The sequence below is a fragment of the Streptomyces sp. SUK 48 genome, from assembly GCF_009650765.1.
In the GTDB taxonomy this organism is placed as follows: domain Bacteria; phylum Actinomycetota; class Actinomycetes; order Streptomycetales; family Streptomycetaceae; genus Streptomyces.
Genome location: NZ_CP045740.1, coordinates 599,049 through 615,883 on the forward strand (window position 1 = coordinate 599,049; position 16,835 = coordinate 615,883).

The window sequence follows — 16,835 nt, forward strand, 5'->3', positions numbered from 1 at the left end:
TTACGGATCAGATGTGGACGTCGGTGCTGGTGCTGGTACCGGTGTGGGCTTGCGGGGTGTGCAGCCGGGCCGGCGTGTTGCCGCCCGAGACGATGGCCACGGCGCGTTCGCGGCGACCGGCGCGCAGGGCGCCGGCCAGGGCGACGGCTCCGCTGGGTTCGGCGTCGACGCCGAGGCGGTGCAGCAGGGCGGTGGCGGCGAGGATCTCCGCGTCGCCGACGGCGATCAGTTCGTCGACGCGGTTCCGGATGATCGGGTAGGGCACGGCTCCGGGACTCTGTCCGCGCAGTCCGTCCGCGACGGTGGCGCAGGGCGGGAGGCGGACCGGGTGGCCGGCGGCCAGGGAGCGGGCGTAGCGCGGGGTGAGGGCGGGTTCGACGCCGACCACCCGGACCGGGTGGCCGGCCGCGGCGAGGCACAGGCCCGCGAGGAGTCCGCCGCCGCCGGTGGGGACGTACACCGTCTCCGTGTCGGGCGCGGCGGCCAGGAGTTCGAGGCCGACGGTGCCCTGTCCGGCGACGACGAGGGGGTGGTCGGAGGACGGTACGAGCACGGCGTCCTGCTCGGCCGCGAGGGCGCGGGCCCGTTCCTCCCGTTCCGCCACTCCCCCGCCGACCTGTACGGTCTCGGCGCCGAGCGCGCGGATGGCGGCGGCCTTCGACGGCATGGCGCCCGCCGCGAGGACGACGGTCAGCCGGATGCCGAGCGTCCGGGCGATCCGGGCGAGGGCGATGCCGTGGTTGCCGGAGGAGCCGGTGACGACCCGGTCGGCGCCCAGAGCGAGGACGGCGTTGGCGGCCCCGCGCATCTTGAACGAGCCGCCGAGCTGGAGGTGTTCGGCCTTCAGCAGCAGCCCCGTCCCGTGCGCCGCGGTCACCGGGCCGGGCAGCAGGGGGGTGCGCACGACGTACGGCGCGATCCGGGCGGCGGCGGCCAGGAGATCGGCCCTGCCCGGCAGGCCGGCGGCGACCACCGGCCGCACACCGCCGGCCCCGGCGCCGCATCCGGCCGTACTCGCACCGGCTCCGAGCACGGCCCCATTCGCACCGGCTCCGAGCCCGACCGTACTCGCACCGGCTCCGCGTCCCGCCGTACTCGTACCGGCCCCGAGCACGGCCGTGCCCGCACCGGCGCGCCGGTCTGCCGTGACCGCTCCGAGCCCGGTCACGCTCGTACCGGCTTCGATCCCCGTCGTGCTCATGCCGGTCTCCCGGCGGCCAGCACCCGGCGGTCGGCCTTGCCCGCGCGGGTCGTCGGCAGCGTCTCCAGGCGTACGAAGCGGCGCGGCATCAGGTGCGGGGGCAGGGTGCGGGCGAGGTGGCGGCGCAGGGTGGCGTCCGTCGTGTCCGACAGGGCGCCGGTGACATGGGCGAGCAGGTGGACGCGGCCCAGGTCGTCGGTGTGCGGGGTGACCACCGCGCCGGTGACGCCCGGGTGGGAGAGCAGGGCGCCCTCGATCTCGGCGGGGTCGACGCGGTAGCCGCGGATCTTGAGCTGGCGGTCGGTGCGGCCGGTGTAGTGCAGTCCGCCGGGGCCCCAGTGGCCGAGGTCGCCGGTGCGGTAGAGGCGGGAGCCGGGCGGGCCGAGGGGGTCGGGCACGAACGCGGCGGCGGTACGGGCGGGTTGGCCGCCGTAGCCGCGGGTCACACCGCACCCGCCGATGTAGACCTCGCCCACCGCGCCGTCGGGGACCGGGGCGAGGGCCGCGTCCAGGACGCGGACGACGGTGCCCTCGCGCGGCGTGCCGACGAGGTCGGCGGTGGGGTCCGGGGCGGCGGGCACGCTGTGCCGGGTGGTGGTCATGGTGCACTCGGTGGGGCCGTACTGGTTGACGAGCCGGCCGGGTACGAGGCTTCGGCCGCCCGCGGCGAGGAAGGGCCGCAGGGACTCGCCGCTGGAGGCGACCAGTTCGACACCCGCGAGGGGTTCGGCGAGGTCGGTCTGTCCGCCCAGGTGGGTGAGGAAGGACGGGGTGACGCTGAGCAGCGCGGTCACCCCGTGCTCGCGGACGGTGGCGGCGAACTCCGCGGGACGCAGCAGCCGGGCGCGGTCCACGATGACCAGCCGGGCGCCCGCGAGCAGCGGTACGAAGGTGTCCCGGATGGAGGCGTCGTAGCCGAGCGGTGCGCTCTGGAGGGCCACGGTGTCCGGGCCGAGGCCGAACGCCCGCGCGGTGTCGCGGAGATAGGCGTCGAGACTCGCGTGTTCGACGAGTACGGCGCTGGGTTCGCCGGTGCTGCCGGAGGTGTGGCTGACATAGGCGAGGGCCCGCGGGTCGGCGCCCGCGTCCGAAAGCGGGCCGTCCGGGGGTTCCTCCTGGTCCAGCAGGACGGTGGGCAGGCCGAGTTCGAGGGCCGGGCGAGGGCCGCGTGGGTGAGCAGCAGCCGGGCGCCGGCGCTGCGGACGAAGGCGGTCAGCCGCTCGCGGGGCTGGCTCACGTCCAGGGTGAGGAAGGCGGCGCCGCAGCGCAGCACGGCGGCGATCGAGGCGACCGCGTCGGTGCCGTGCTCGACGGCCACGGCGCACACGGTCTCGGGCCGGGCGCCGCGGGCGCGCAGCAGGCGGGCGATCTCCTCGGTCCGGGCCGCCAGCCGGGCGTACGACACCTCGCCGGCCGGGGTGCTGAGGGCGGTGCGCCCGGGGTGGCGCAGGGCGTGCGCGGCGATGTCGTCGGCGACCGTGCGCATCACCGCTCCCCCGGGTCGGTGACGGTCATGTCGACCGCGACGAAGCGGAGTTCGGAGGTGTAGCGGCTGCCCTGGTCGTCGGTGAGCCAGGCTTGCTCGGGGGTGGGCAGCATCTCGCTGACCTTGAGCCGGGCGCCGGGGTCCTTGCGGGCGAGCCTGCGGGCCGCCTTGGCGAGGATGGTGAGGTAGACGGGGCTGTCGAAGTCGACGTAGAACGGCCGGGGTTCGGTCGGCGAGACCACGAACACGAACCGGGGCAGCTCGTGCCGGCGCTGCCAGTGCCGGGCCTTCACGAAGCGGGCGGCCTCCGTCTTCTCGTCGGCGAAGTCCACCTCGGAGACCGGCAGTTGCCAGGTCTCGCGGGCCACGGTCATCCGGCCGAGGGTGATGCGCGGGGTGTGCTCGCCCTCGGGCCGCAGGGTGAAGCGGTCCATGACGCGCTGGGTGAGGGTGTTGGCGTAGGCGTCGAGCACGTCGTAGGCGGTGCCGTCGGGCAGCACCGCGGTGAGCCGGCCGCCCCGGTCCTCGACCCGGACGTCGGCGCTGAGCACGGTGCGCGGGCGGTGCGGGTCGCCGGTCTGGTCGACCAGGGCGACGTAGTGGTCCTCGGGCCGGTCCAGGGAGGGCCGACTGCGGGTGGACCACTTCAGGGGCAGCTCCTTGGGCAGCATGGGCAGCAGGCGCGGGCCGGGGAAGTCGCGGGTGGTCTCGGCGAGCAGCTCGTCCCGGTCGGGGTGCTGGTGGACGAAGAGCGAGGCGCCCATGGTGTTCAGCGCGCAGTGCATCTCGCCGAGGACGAGGTCCACGTCGCCGCGGGCGAGGGCGGCCTCGTCGGCGGCGACCACCAGCACATCGGGGCTGATGTAGCGGGCGAGCGACCAGCCGTCGCCGGGCTCGTCGAACTCGCGGCGGACCCGCTCGGCCAGCTCGGCGGTGGTCACCCGGACCCGGCGCACGCCCTCGGGCAGATCGAGGACGCGGGCCCACTTGGCGCGCAGTTCGTCCTGGATGGCGTCGATGAGGTCACCCGCGTCGGGGTGCGGGGAGGGCAGGGTGTGCAGCCACAGGGTGCCCAGGTCGACCTGCGCGCCGCCGGCGCCCAGCCGCTCGTACACGGTGCGCAGCCGGGCGCGGACGGCCTCGGCGAAGCGGTTCGTCATCCAGCGGGCGGCGGTCAGGCACAGCTGGAGCGGTTCGAGGTGGCCGAGGAGTGCGGCGCCGGTGGTGGCGGTGGCGGCGCGCCGGGCGTCGGAGTACACCAGTCCCCGGCAGGGTGCGGTGCGTTCGCCCTTGGCGCGCTGGGCCTCGCTGTCGGTCAGCGCGGCGAAGTCGGCCTCCAGCGCGGTGATCGCGTCGGTCAGGGCGGCGGCGTCGGTGCCCGCGGCGCGTACGGCGTCCCGGCCGCGTTCCAGTACGGCGAGGCGCTCCAACGCGGCCTCGCGCGGCGCCTGTTCGGGGACCCGCTCCAGGATCTCGCGCAGGGCGCGGTCGGGATGGGTGGCGGCCGGCACGTCCAGCTTCCACTGCACCCAGCGGCGCGCCATCAGGTCCCGTACGACCTGGGTGGCCTCGTCCTCGGACAGGCCCAGCTCGGCGGCGACGGCGGGCAGGTGCCGGGTGCCGTCGCAGAGTTCCAGTACGGCGCGTTCGCGGTCGCCGATCTGCCGGGCGGGGCGGCCGGGCACCTGGACCGTCCCGTCGGCGCAGCGCACGAACGAGACCCGGCGCGGCGGTATCCAGCGCATCAGCGCGCTGTCCGCGGCCAGGACCTTCGCCAGGGCGTCGATCGCCCAGCCGGAGAAGTACACCTCGCGGGCGGCGAGGAAGCCGTCGCCGGGGGACATGGTGACGCCGCCGCCGTCGGCCGGGTCCCAGTGGCCCCAGCCGACGGGTCCGAAGAAGCCGATGGTGTCGTTCTTCACGCAGAACCGCTGCCAGTAGTGCGCGACCAGCTCCTCGCGCTGCCGCGGCATGCTGCTGCGGCTGTCCGCGCTCGGGGTCCAGCGCAGGAACGGCGCGATGCCGGTGCGCAGGACGGCGGGGTTCTGCCAGGCGAGCGCGGCCTGGAAGCGGGGCTGGGCCGCGATCTCCTGGAGGTAGCGCGCGGTGTCCACGGCCGCCGTCGCGAGATCCTCCGTGAAGGCCCCCCACTCCGGTCCGGACAACTCGTCGCCGGGGCCGAACTTGTCGGCGGCCTCGGCGAGTCCGGGCGGGGCGAGGCGCAGCACGCCGTCGGCGGGGAAGCCGGGGCCGCGGAGCGCGAACTGCTCCCACAGCCGCCAGCCTCCGCCCGGCAGCAGGACAGGTGCGTGCTCGTCCGACATCGCGTGCTCCTTCCGAATGGGGTGCGCGGGAAATCGCGTGGCCCGGGGTTTCCGGGGTGCCGGGCGGCCCGCGACCGAAGAGCACGGTCCCGCGTCGGGGCGGTGGGTCACCAGGGAAGTTCCGGCAGCAACGGGTGCCACCGCTTCGGCGTGTTCGTCCCTGACCCGGCGGGGCGGGTGCCGGGCACTCTTGCGTCGCCGGACCCTGATCCGCGGCCGGCCCATCACCTGCGGGAGGTTCACCGTGACGCAATCCGACTCCGCGAACGCCGCCGGCGGCGACGAGACGCGCCCCGACGCCGGGGACGTGTATCTCGTGGTGCGCAACGACGAGGAGCAGTACTCGATCTGGCGGGCGGACCGCGAGCTGCCGGCCGGCTGGCACCGGGAGGGCCGCGAGGGCAGCCGGCAGGAGTGCCTCGACCACATCGACGCCGTCTGGACGGACATGCGCCCGCTGAGCCTGCGCCGCCGGCTCGCCGGGGCCGATGTCTGAGGTCCGGCCGGCCCTGACGCCGGCCCGGCCGGCCAACGCACCGCCGACACGGCGGCCTACGGAGCGCGTGAGTGACGTACCGTCAAGAACCTTGCTCACTGCGGGAGTCGACCTGCTGACGGCGACGGAGTCCGGCGGTGTGCTCACGACCCTCCGGACACCGGCGCAACCGGGCGACCCGCCGTCGTCGGCCGCGCCCCCCGGCCCGCTGTGCCCCGCCCTCCTGGACCTGCCCGGTCCGCCGTACCCGCAATACCCCGTCGGCCCCCGGCCGCTGCGCGGTCCGCTGGAGCTGTATCTGACCGAGGTCGGCAGCCAGGACGACCGGTCGCTGCTGCGCGCCCAGGAGTTGCTGGACGCGCAGGAGCGGGCGCGGGCCCGTGCCTTCCGGCGGCCCCGGGACCGGGACGCGTACGTGATCGCGCATGCCACGCTGCGCGCCCTGCTCAGCCCCCTGCTGGGGGTCCCGGCGGACGAGCTGCCGCTGACGCGGGAGCCGTGCGCGGGCTGCGGGGGCCCGCACGGGCGGCCCGTGCTGCGCACCTCGGGGGTGCACTTCTCCCTCTCGCACAGCGGGGACCTGGTGCTGGTGGCGCTCGCCGGCGCCCCGGTCGGGGTCGATGTGGAGGGCGTGGCCACGGTGGAGGCGGTGCGCAGCGCCCAGTGCGCGCTGCACGCGGCGGAGGTGGCGGAGCTGGCCCGGCTCCCGGCACACGAGCGGCAGGCGGCCTTCACCCGGACCTGGGTGCGCAAGGAGGCGTACCTCAAGGGGCTGGGCACGGGGCTGGTGCGCGATCCGGCCCTGGACCACGTCGGCACCGGGCCGCGGCCGGTGTCGCCGTCGCCGGACTGGCAGCTGCGGGACGTCCTCGTCCCGGCGGGGTACGCGGCGGCCGTGGCGCTGCGACGGGAGTGAGGGCGCGACGGGAACAGCGCACGCGAAGACGGCGGGGACCGGTCCGACGACCGGTCCCCGCCGCGTTGTGCCCCGCCCGTCCTCGCGGACGCGCCCGCGCCCCTCTTCGCGGGCACTGCCCCACCCGTCCCCACGGGCGGGCCTTCACGACTCCCCCACGTCCGGAGCACGTTCCGCGCGCTACGATCACCGCGTGACCGCCCCGGAACCCACCATCGTCGCCACCTCCGGAGGACATCGCGCCGCCGCACGCACCCGGGTGCTCTTCGACGCCCTGGTCCAGCACGCGGTGGATCTCTCCGGTGTGCACGGACGGCGACCGCGCATCCTGTACGTCGGCACCGCGATCGGGGACGCCGAGCACGTCACGGCGCGGATGTCGGAGGCGGCCCGGGTGGCGGGCTTCGATCTGACGCCCCTGCACCTGTTCCCCATGCCGAACGTCGAGGACGTCGAGGGCACGGTCCTGGACCACGACGTGGTGTGGGTGATGGGCGGCTCGGTGGCGAACCTGCTCGCCGTGTGGCGGGTGCACGGCCTGGACGCGGTCATGCGGCGGGCCTGGCGGGCGGGGGTGGTGCTCGCCGGGGTCAGCGCGGGTTCCATCTGCTGGTTCGAGGGCGGCGCCACGGACTCCTTCGGCCCTGAACTGCGGCCGGTGACGGACGCGTTGGGGCTGCTGCCGTACGGCAACGGGGTGCACTACGACTCCGACCCGGGCCGGCGTCCGCTGATCCACCGGCTGGTCGCCGACGGCACCCTGCCCACGGCGCACTGCACCGACGACGGGGTGGGCCTGGTCTACCGGGGCACCGAACTTATCGAGGCGGTCGCGGAGTTGCCGGGCAAGGGGGCGTACGTGGTGCGCCGCGAGGACGGGCGGGCCGTGGAGGAGCGCATCACTCCCCGGCTGCTGCCGAGTCCGGGGGTGTGACCCCCGGGTCGCCGGCCGCCGCATCTCAGATCAGTCCGTGGCGCACCGCGCGCGCCACCGCGTGGGCCCGGTTGCGGGCGCCGAGCCGGGCCATGATCTCGTAGACGACGTTCTTCACGGTGTGCTCGGAACAGTCCAGCAGCCCCGCGATGCCCGCGTTGCCGTGCCCGTCCGCCATGAGCCGCAGCACGGACATCTGACGGCCCGTCAAGGACGGCGGCCGGTCCTCGTGCGCCGCGTGGCCGCCGCGTCCCGGACCGGTGGTCAGCAGGTGGGACAGCTCCGGGTAGGGGATGCTCGGGTGCGGCGCCCCGGCGCGGCGGACGGCCGCGACGAGGCTCTCCTCGGTGAGGTCCGCCCTGCGCAGCACCACGGCTCCGGCGCGCAGGGCCTGAAGCAGCCCGGTGCGGCCCACCGTGTCGCACACCAGCAGCAGCGGCCCGGGCAACCGGGTTATGCGCAGCGCCCGTTCGGCGTCGTCGGTGACGACGACGGTGACGGTCCCGGGCTGCCCGTGGCCGATCGCGCAGTCGAGTCCCGCGCGGCGGGCGAGTTCGCGCACCCGGTCCGCGTGCCGTGACGGCTGGACACGCAGGGGCAGGGTCGTGGTCGCTCCGCCGGGTGCGGCGGTCAGGGTGGCGGTCACAGCAGGCCCGCTCTCAGTGCGTAGGCGACCGCGTGGGCGCGGTTGCGCAGTCGGAACCGCTGGGTGATGTCGTGCACCACGGTGGTCACGGTGCGCGGCGAGTAGGCGAGCTGCTGGGCGATCTCCGCCGTCTCGTGCCCGTCGGCGACCAGGCGCAGCACCGAGCGTTCGCGGTCGGAGAGCGATCCGCCGGCCCAGCCCCGATCGTCGTTCTCGGGCCGGTCGAGGACCTGTTCGAGCAGGTCGGTGGGGACGGTGCAGTCGTCCTGCGCGGCGGCGAGCACCGCGTGGGCCAGCCGGGACGCGTCCGCCTCGCGGCGCAGCAGCAGGCCCCGGGCGCCGGCGGCGAGGGCGTGCAGGGCGTCTCCGGAGGCGAGCGCGCCGGCCACCAGGACGACGGCGGGACGCGTCAGGTGGGCACGGGTGGTGCGCACCATGTCGAGTTCGGCCGGGCCGAGCCGGTCCACGGTGAGCACGGCGACCCGGGCGTTCCCGGGCTCGCACACGGTGAGTTCCGGGCAGGCGAGCAGGGTACTGCGGGTGCCGGCCTCCAGGACCGGGTCGAGGGCGACCACACCGACGGGTACGGGAACTCCCATCTTCTGCTCCTTGCAAGGTCGTTCGCCCGGTGGTGAGCACCGCGGGCGGCCTGTGGGGTACGACGCTCACCCTGCCGCCGCCGCCCGGGTGCGGGCATCGGTAGTCGGTCCCCACCTTTCCGGTGCGGGGCCCCGCCGGGCGGTGGGGGCGGTCCCCCGTAAGGGCATGCGCGGCCCCCGTGAGGGCATGTCGGACGCGTGGCCGCGGGTGCGCCGCCCCTGTGGGGTGCCCGGCGCGGCGTGTGGGGGCGCCTCTGGGTAGGGATGCGTACGGGTGGCACCCGTAGGGGCATGGGGGGTGCTCCTGGGGACGTATGGGGGGCGGTCGTGGGGGTCATGGGTAGTACGGCGCCGACCTGCGGTTTCCCCATCCCCCACGGTTCCCGGCCCCACCCCTGGGGAGGGGCCGGGGAGAATATGGGGGTCACTTCCCCATGTGGGGGCCTGCCCGCGTCTGGGACCTTCTTCCTGTGACTGAGACCGCCAGCCTCCCGGCTCCCCGGAGCGCCGGCCTGCCGCTCGCCTGGTGGGCCCCGGCGCTTTCCCTCGCGGAGCGCCTCGCCGCCCCCGGCCGACCGGCCGCGCCCGCCGACCCCGCCGCCCCCGTCCGCGCCCCCTGGGCCGCCGGGGACGCCGAGGGCTTCGCGCTGCGGCTGGCGCACCTCGGGGTGGACGGCGCCACGGCGGCGGCCCTCGCGGCGGAGCCCGCCGAGCGGCTCGCCGCCCGCGCCGCCGAGCCCGGCTGGGTCCGGTACGTGGAGGCGGCCCTGGACGCCGCCCCCGACCACCGCGCGGAGCCGGCCGCGGACGGGACGGGCGCCGAGGTCTTCGCCCCGGTCGTACGACCGCTCGTCGCCCCGGCCGCCGCCCGCCTCGCCGCGCTGCTGCCGGGCCTGCCGGCCACCGAACGGAGCGTGTGGCAGGCCGAGTTCGACACCTGGCTCACCGCGCAGCTGGTACGGCTGGCCGCGCGGACCCTCGTACGGGAACTGGCCGGGGCCCGGCGCGCCGGGCGCCTCGAGGGGGCGACCCCCCGGGAGCGGTTCGCCTCCTTCGTCGCCGGCGCGGGCACCCGGCGGGGGCTCTCTGAACTGTTCGCCGCCTACCCGGTGCTGGCCCGGATGCTCGGGCAGACCGCGCTGGACGCCCTGGCCGCGGCGGCCGAGCTGATCACCCGCTTCCGGGCCGACCGGGACGACCTGGTCGCCGTCCTCCTCGACGGCCGCGAGCCGGGCGCGCTCACCCGGGTGGAACTCGGGCTCGGCGACGCCCACCAGGGCAACCGGTCGGTGGCCGTCCTGCGCTTCGCCGGCGGGGCCCGGGTGGTGTACAAGCCGCGGCCCCTCGGCCAGCACGCCCTGCTGGACGAGCTGGCGGCCTGGATGGACACCAAGGTGCCCGGCCTCCCGCTGCGCACCGCCCGCAGCCTGCGCCGGGAGGGTTACGGCTGGCTGGAGTTCGTGGCCCACCGCTGGTGCCGCTCGGTCACCGAGACCGACGCCTTCTACCGCCGCCAGGGCGTGCTGCTCGCGCTGCTCTACGCGGTGGACGGCGCCGACATGCACTACGAGAACGTCATCGCCTGCGGCGACCAGCCGGTCCTGGTGGACGCCGAGACGCTGCTGCACACCGGGCTCGGGCAGGCCATGACGGCCGGCGCCGACCCGGCCGCGGAGGCCCTGCACACCTCCGTGCACCGCACCTGCCTGCTGCCCCATCTGCTGATCGGCGAGCACGGCGCGCTGGACATCTCCGCGCTGGGCCGCTCCACCGACGGCACCTTCCCCAGCGAGGGCCTGCACTGGGCGGACAGCGGCCTCGACACCATGCGCGCCGTACGGGGGCCGCTGCTCAGCCCGGCAGCCCAGAACCAGCCGCTGCCCGACGGCCGCCCGCTGGACGGCGCCGACCACCGGGCGGCGCTGCTCGACGGCTTCCGCACGGCGTACGCGGCCATCGCGGCGCACGGCGGCGAACTGGCCGGTGAGGACGGCCCGTTGGCGGCGGCCGCCGACAGCCCGGCGCGGCTGATCGCCCGTGCCACCCGGCTGTACGCGACCCTGCTGGAGGAGTCCACGCATCCGGCGCTGCTCGGTGACGCGCTCGCCCGGGACGGGGTGTTCGCCGTGCTGTGGACCGAGTCCGAGCACGACCGGGCCCGCTCGCTGCTCATCGAGCACGAGACGGCCGACCTGTGGCGCGGCGACGTGCCCCTGTTCACCCATCGGCCGTCCGGAACAGGGGTCCGGACGGCCGACGGGACCTTCCTGGAGGACGTGCTGCCGGAGGCGAGCCTGGCCGCGGTGCGCAAGAAGATCGCGCGGATGGACGAGATCGACTGCCGCGACCAGGAATGGATCGTCTCGGCGACGCTGGCCGCCCGGGGCGCCTGCGATCCGGCGGACCGGCCGCGGTCGGCGCTCGCGGTCGCGCCCGTGCCGGCCGTGGTGCCCGACGCGTCCCGGCTGCTGGCCGCGGTGTGCGGGATCGCCGACGACATCGCCGCCCGCGCCGTACGCGACGGCGGGCGCGCCAACTGGCTCGGTCTGGAACGGGTCTCGGGCCCGCACTGGGCGGTGCTGCCGATGGGCGCCGGGCTCGCGCAGGGCTACTGCGGGGTGGCGCTCTTCCTCGCCCACACCGGCGCGCTGACCGGCGCCGACCGGTACACCGCGCTGGCCCGGGAGGCGGTACGGCCGCTGCCCGCGCTGCTGAAGGCCCTGGCCGCCGACCCCGAGCTGGGCGCGGCGGCGGGCCCCGGTGCCTACGACGGTCTCGGCGGTATCTGCTACGCCCTGGTCCGGCTCTCGGCCCTGCTGGGCGAGGAGTTGGCGCGGTGTCTGCCGGACGCGCTCACCGCGCTCGCCCACGCGGCGGAAGGATGTACGGACCCCGGGCTGGCCGGCGGCACGGCCGGGGCGCTGGCCGCCGCCGTCGCCGTGCACGAGGCGACCGGGACCCCGGGCGCGCTGGAGCTGGCGGACGCCCTGGCGGACCGGCTGTGCCAGGCGGGACCCGTCGAGGACGCCGGTTTCGCGGACGGCGCCGCCGGGATCGGCTGGGCGCTGCTGCGGTACGCCGCCGCTCGCCCGGAGCGCTCCGCGGCGCCCGCGAGCACCGGCCGGGCCCTGCTCGACGGCGCGGTCCGGCAGGCGCGGGCGGCGGACACCGATCCGTCGTGGGCGCAGGGGCTCGCCGGAACGGCGGCCGCCGCCGCCACGCTCACCGAACTCCCCTCCGCCACGGCCGATTTCTCGGCCCGGCTGCGGGCCGCCGAGGTCGGGCCCGATCTCAGCCTCGGCCAGGGTGCCCTCGGCGCCCTGGACGCCCTCACCGTCCTGGCCGGGCGGGGCGACACCCCGGCCGCCGAAGCCCTGACCCTGCGCACCGGGCAGGCACTCGCGTTCGTCGAGGCGCAGGGCCACCGCTGCGCCACCCCCGACCACGTTCCCTCCCCCGGGCTGCTGACCGGTCTCTCCGGCATCGGCTACGGACTGCTCCGCCTCGCCCACCCCGACACCGTGCCCTCCGTCCTGCTCCTGGGACACCCCGGCCGGTACGGCAACTGACCACACCGCACGTCTCCGCCTCCGCCCCCGCGCCCACCCGCGCGGGACCATCTGAAGGGGATCACCTCATGGACAAGAACTTCGCCGCCACCGCCGACGCCGCCGACGCCGCCGAGATCGCTCCCGAGATCGCCGCCGACGAGCAGGACGCGGCCGGTGGCATCACCCTCAAGGGCCGCAACCGCGCCTGCGCCCGCGCCCGGGTGCTGGCTGGAATGGTCCTCACCAGCGGCCTTGTCATCACGCTGAGCACCATGGACACCTCGGTCTCCGCCCCCCGGTAGGCACCGCGGGCCGGCACAGGCGTGATGGCGCGGACCCGTCTTGCGGGTCCGCGCCGCCGTGTGCCCAAGCGGAGCCGTACGGTCCGGGCGGGCGATCTGCCACAGGTGCCGATATTCCGATTATCATCAGCGTTCATGCGTTCCCATGCGCCTTCCCTGGTCGGGCGGGGTCCCCAGCTCCACCTCCTCGAACGTGCGTTGAGCGGCGCTCAACAGGGACGCGGCGGTGTGGTCTTCCTGGTCGGCGAGGCCGGCGTCGGCAAGTCGCGGCTCGCGGCCGAGGTGGTCGGCGGCGCGCTCGACGCCGGCATGCGGGTACTGCGCGGCCGCAGCAGCACCACGGGCCCGGCGGTACCTTTCCGGCCGCTGACCGAGGCGCTGATGTCGCTGTTCCGGGGCGGCGCGTCCATGGACGACCTGGCCCTCGGCCCGTACCGGCCGGTGCTCGGACGGCTGATTCCCGACTGGGACACCGGGGAGCGCGAGAGCAGCTCCATGGTCATCCTGGGCGAGGCGGTGCTGCGGCTGCTGATCGCGGCCGGGCGCGGGCAGGGCCAGTTGCTGCTCCTGGAGGATCTGCACGACGCCGACCCCGAGACGCTCGGCGTCCTCGAATACCTCGTGGACAACCTGGAGTACACGCCGGTGCTGCTGCTCGCCACCGTGCGCACGGACTTCAGCGACGCCCTCGACCTGGCCCAGTCCGCGCGCCGGCGCGGTGCCGCCACCCTTCTGGAGATCCCGCCGCTGACCCGGGGGCAGGCGGACGAGATGGTCGCGGCCCAACTGGGCGCGGCCGACCCGCAAGAGGTGCCGCAGACGGTCCTCCAGCGGCTGTGGGAGGACAGTTCCGGCAGCCCGTACCTGGTCGAGGAGCTGCTCCAGACCATGATCGGGGCGGGCACCCTGGTGCAGGGCCAGGACGGCTGGCGGGCGATCGGGGATCTGCGCAGCGATGTCTCCTCCACGCTGGCGCGGGACATCCTGCGCCGCATCGACCGGCTCGGCGCGCAGGGCCTGACCCTGCTGTCGGCGGCCGCCGTGCTCGGCCGCCGCTTCCCGCTGACCGTGCTCCAGCGGATGAGCGGGGTGGACGACCGCGCGCTGCTCAGCCATCTGCACGCGGGCGTCGCGGCCCGTCTGGTGATCCCCGACGAACCGGCCCCCGACTGGTACTCCTTCCGGCACTCGCTGACCGTGGAGGCCCTGTTCACGCAGATGACCCCCGGTCAGCGGGCCGACCTCGCGCGCCGGGGCGCGGAGGCCGTCGAGGAACTGCATCCCGAACTCGGCGGCGACTGGTGCGCGTTGGCGGCGGGGCTGCGCAGCGAGGCCGGGGACCAGGGCGCGGCCGGGCTGCTGTTCGCGGACGCGGGCGGCCGGGCCCTCGCGGCCGGTGCGCTGGGCTCCGCCGTGACCCTGCTCTGCCGCGCCGAGAACCTGCTGGCCGAGGCCGGGGACGCGCAGGGCCGGGCCGCGGTCCTGGAGAACCTGCTGCCCGCGCTCGCCGAGGCCGGCGACTTCGCGCGCGCCTTCGAACTGGCCGAGGATCTCCATGTGCTGGGCGGCTTCGGGCTCAGTCCGGTGCGGCTCGCCACGCTGCACGCCCGGCTGGCCAAGGTCGCCCATACCGCGGGACGGTGGAGCGACGGCAACCGGCAGGTGGCCCGCGCCCGTGAGGTGCTGGCGGCGTCGCCGGACGAGACGACCGCCGCCACCGTCGATGTGACGGCGGCCTATCTGGCCCTCGACACCCCCGGTCCCGACCGCACCCAGCACGCGGAGAAGCTGGCCCGCTCGGCCGCCGACACCGCCGAACGCCACGGGCTGCCCGTGGTGGCCTGCCAGGCACAGGAGTTGCTCGCCACCGTGGCCCGCGAACGGGACCCGGAGGAGTCCGAGGCGATGCTCGGCCAGGCCCTCGCCACGGCCGAACGCCACCGGCTGCCCCTCCAGCGGATGTACGCGGCCACCCGGCTCGGCGGCAACGCCTGGCTCGCGGAGGGCGACACGTCGGGCCTGCTGGCGGCGCGCGAGGAGGCGCTGCGGCTCGGCTCGGTCAACATCGTGCACACCGTCGAGGGCATCCTCGTCCTCGACGCCGTACTGCGGGGTGACGACGACACCGCCCGCGCGCGGGCCGCCGAGTGCCTGGCCGTCGTACGGCGGCTGCGGCTCGCGCCCGCCGTGCGGTACGTCCTGATGGCGCAGGCGGTCCTCGCGGCGCACCACGCCGACCGTGCCGGGATGGAGACGGCGCTGGCCGCGTTCGCGCAGTGGGACGGGGCCGGTTCGCAGGAGGAGCCGCTGAGCCACGGGCTGGCCCGGGCGTTCTGCGCGCTGCTGGAGGAGGACCGGGAGCTGGCCCGGGAGGATCTGGGCACGGTGCTGGCGCTGGAGGCGGACAACCCCTCGACCTACCATCTCAGCGGCACTCACGGCATGGTGCTGCTGCTGGACGTGCTCGCCGGGCGCGCGGACCGCACCCGGCACGCGGAGATCACCGCCACCGCGATGGCCCGGATGCGCTGGAACCGGCAGTTCGTGCTGCTCACGGAGGCGGTGCTGCTGGGCCGGGAGGGCGCGGGGGCCGAGGCGGCGCGCGCGGCCGAGGCGGCGCAGGCGGTGGCGGAGCCGTATCCGCTGGCCCGGCACCTCGGGCTGCGGCTGATCGCGGACGCGGCGCACCAGGACGGCTGGGGCGATCCGGTCAGTTGGCTGCGGCAGGCGGAGCACTACTTCCACGAGCGGGACGTCCCGGCCGTGGCGGGCGCCTGCCGGGCGGGGCTGCGCCGGCTCGGCGCCCCCGTGCGCCAGCACCGCACCGGGAGCAGCGGCATCCCGGACCAGTTGCGCGCCCAGGGCGTCACGGTCCGGGAGTTCGAGGTGTTCCGGCTGCTCGCGGAGCGGCTGTCCAACAAGGACATCGCCGACCGGCTGTTCATATCTCCCCGTACGGCGGAGAAGCACATCGCCAGTCTGATCACGAAGACGGGGGCGGCCAACCGCGCGGATCTGTGCGCGCGTTCGGCCGCCCTGCGCGATTCCTAGCGCCCGTCCGGCGGGGCCCTACCGCATCTCGCGCACCGCCCGGGAGCCGAGCACCGCGAGCCCGGTGAGGGCGAGCACCGCGGCGACCACCCCGAACAGGGCGAGCGTGCTGGTGCGGGCCAGCGCGCCGCAGACGATGAGGGAGAGCGGGGCGGCGGCGTAGCCGAGGACCATGTCGACGGAGATGACCCGGCTGAGCACCTCCTGGGGGATGTTGCGCTGGATCCAGCTCAGCCCGAACACCCCCTGGAAGCCGATGGCGAAGCCCATCGCCAGCACGGTCCCCACGATCGCCGGGGTGCTGTGCACCAGCCCGAGCACCGCCATCCCGGCGCCCAGCCAGCCGGCCAGCGCGGCCACCAGCAGGCCGACCCGGGGCCGCCCGCCCATCGCGCCGCCGGCCAGGGTGCCGAGCATCGCGCCGCCGGCGAGGGAGCCGTTGAGCACGCCCAGGGTGGCCGAGCCGCCGCGCAGCACCTGCTCGGCGAGGGTGGCGAAGCCGACGGTGAAGGGCCCGGCGTAGCAGAAGTTGACGGCGGTGTCGAGGACGACGACCGTGCGCAGCCGCGGGTCGCGGAGGGTGAAGACGACGCCCTCGCGGATGCGGGCGCCCAGGGACGGGGGGCGCTCGACCTCCTTGTCGTCGGCGGGCTTCGCGTCCTCCTTCGGCGCGGCGGCGGGGCGGGGCCGGGCGGCGATCAGGGACACGCACCAGCCGCACAGCGCGAAGCAGACGGCGTCGACCACGAACGCGACCGGCGCCCGGGTCAGCGCGATGACCACACCGCCGACCGCCGGGCCGAGGACGGCCGCGGTGCGCGAACCCGCGCCGAGCAGCGCGTTGGCCGGGGTGAGCAGGTCCTTGTCCACCACCGAGGGCAGGATCGACACCCGGGCCGGCTGGAAGAAGGCGTCCACCGCGCCGAACGCGGCGGCCGCCGCGCACAGCATCCAGACCGTCAGGTGCCCGGTGAGACCGGCCAGTCCGACCCCGGCCATCAGGACGGCGCGGGTCCAGCTGGAGGCGATCATCAGGGTGCGGGTGGACCAGGAGTCGCTGAGGCTGCCGCCGACCAGGGTGAGCAGGGCGCGGGGTACGGCCTGGAAGGCGAGGACGTAGCCGAGGGTGAGGGTGGAGCCGGTCAGGCCGAGGGTGATCCAGGAGAACGCGACGACGCTGAAGCCGTCGCCGAGCAGGGACAACGACTGTCCCAGCCACAGGAGTCGGAAGGGCCGCTGCCGGGCGGGTGCCCACAGCCGGGGACCGGCGCCGGCGAGGGTGGTGGCCATGATGTGCCTTTCGGGGGTGCGGCCGCGCGCGGCGGTCCG

At 75.8% G+C, this 16,835-nt stretch carries 12 protein-coding genes and 1 pseudogene; 6 read left to right on the forward strand and 7 right to left on the reverse strand.

The features are described 5' to 3' along the window. Positions 1–7: 7 nt before the first annotated feature. The 4 genes and pseudogenes from GHR20_RS02725 to GHR20_RS02735 form a co-directional block, all read right to left on the reverse strand. Positions 8–1,201 (reverse strand): pyridoxal-phosphate dependent enzyme, encoded by a 1,194-nt coding sequence (locus GHR20_RS02725; protein WP_275549587.1) that lies wholly within the window; start codon positions 1,199–1,201, stop codon positions 8–10. Further along, entirely contained in the window at positions 1,198–2,526 is a 1,329-nt protein-coding gene (locus GHR20_RS02730; RefSeq protein WP_275549589.1) for an amino acid adenylation domain-containing protein, read from the reverse strand. The genes GHR20_RS02725 and GHR20_RS02730 overlap by 4 nt, the downstream gene beginning before the upstream one ends. Next, positions 2,424–2,687, reverse strand: a pseudogene (locus GHR20_RS38080) (AMP-binding protein); the annotation flags it as partial. The gene GHR20_RS02730 and the pseudogene GHR20_RS38080, both read right to left, overlap by 103 nt. Next, positions 2,687–5,011 carry a lantibiotic dehydratase gene (locus tag GHR20_RS02735; protein WP_153812063.1) on the reverse strand — a complete coding sequence of 775 codons (2,325 nt, stop codon included), beginning with the start codon at positions 5,009–5,011 and terminating at the stop codon, positions 2,687–2,689. The gene GHR20_RS02735 and the pseudogene GHR20_RS38080, both read right to left, overlap by 1 nt. Before the next feature lie 307 nt (positions 5,012–5,318). Here GHR20_RS02735 and GHR20_RS37235 point away from each other — a divergent pair, with 307 nt between their 5' ends. The 3 genes from GHR20_RS37235 (at position 5,319) to GHR20_RS02750 (ending at position 7,357) form a co-directional block, all read left to right on the forward strand. After that, on the forward strand, positions 5,319–5,507 hold the full coding sequence (locus GHR20_RS37235) for an MbtH family NRPS accessory protein (RefSeq protein WP_236576734.1): 189 nt from the start codon (positions 5,319–5,321) through the stop codon (positions 5,505–5,507). 91 nt (positions 5,508–5,598) lie between these two features. Beyond that, the gene (locus GHR20_RS02745; protein WP_153812064.1) at positions 5,599–6,423 is read left to right on the forward strand and encodes a 4'-phosphopantetheinyl transferase superfamily protein; all 825 of its coding nucleotides are present in this window, start codon (positions 5,599–5,601) and stop codon (positions 6,421–6,423) included. A 193-nt stretch (positions 6,424–6,616) separates the two neighbouring features. After that, positions 6,617–7,357 (forward strand): peptidase E, encoded by a 741-nt coding sequence (locus GHR20_RS02750; RefSeq protein ID WP_111585034.1) that lies wholly within the window; start codon positions 6,617–6,619, stop codon positions 7,355–7,357. 25 nt (positions 7,358–7,382) lie between these two features. On the opposite strand, the gene GHR20_RS37050 is transcribed toward GHR20_RS02750, so the two are convergent. Together GHR20_RS37050 and GHR20_RS02760 are read right to left on the reverse strand one after the other, a co-directional pair. Continuing rightward, a complete protein-coding gene (locus GHR20_RS37050) occupies positions 7,383–8,003 on the reverse strand; it encodes a LuxR C-terminal-related transcriptional regulator (protein ID WP_208446832.1) in 621 nt (206 codons plus the stop codon). Further along, the gene (locus GHR20_RS02760) at positions 8,000–8,602 is read right to left on the reverse strand and encodes a response regulator transcription factor (protein ID WP_111585033.1); all 603 of its coding nucleotides are present in this window, start codon (positions 8,600–8,602) and stop codon (positions 8,000–8,002) included. The genes GHR20_RS37050 and GHR20_RS02760 overlap by 4 nt, the downstream gene beginning before the upstream one ends. Before the next feature lie 470 nt (positions 8,603–9,072). Here GHR20_RS02760 and GHR20_RS02765 point away from each other — a divergent pair, with 470 nt between their 5' ends. From GHR20_RS02765 to GHR20_RS02775, 3 genes are all read left to right on the forward strand, one after another. Continuing rightward, positions 9,073–12,171 (forward strand): type 2 lanthipeptide synthetase LanM family protein, encoded by a 3,099-nt coding sequence (locus GHR20_RS02765; protein WP_243877876.1) that lies wholly within the window; start codon positions 9,073–9,075, stop codon positions 12,169–12,171. 68 nt (positions 12,172–12,239) lie between these two features. Beyond that, positions 12,240–12,455: a hypothetical protein gene (locus tag GHR20_RS02770; RefSeq protein WP_153812066.1), complete on the forward strand. Its 216-nt coding sequence runs from the start codon at positions 12,240–12,242 to the stop codon at positions 12,453–12,455. Between the two features lie 135 nt (positions 12,456–12,590). Then, the gene (locus GHR20_RS02775; protein WP_111585030.1) at positions 12,591–15,506 is read left to right on the forward strand and encodes a LuxR family transcriptional regulator; all 2,916 of its coding nucleotides are present in this window, start codon (positions 12,591–12,593) and stop codon (positions 15,504–15,506) included. A gap of 18 nt (positions 15,507–15,524) precedes the next feature. Here the strand turns inward: GHR20_RS02775 and GHR20_RS02780 are convergent, their stop codons facing one another. After that, positions 15,525–16,796 (reverse strand): MFS transporter, encoded by a 1,272-nt coding sequence (locus GHR20_RS02780; protein WP_153812067.1) that lies wholly within the window; start codon positions 16,794–16,796, stop codon positions 15,525–15,527. Positions 16,797–16,835 lie beyond the last annotated feature (39 nt).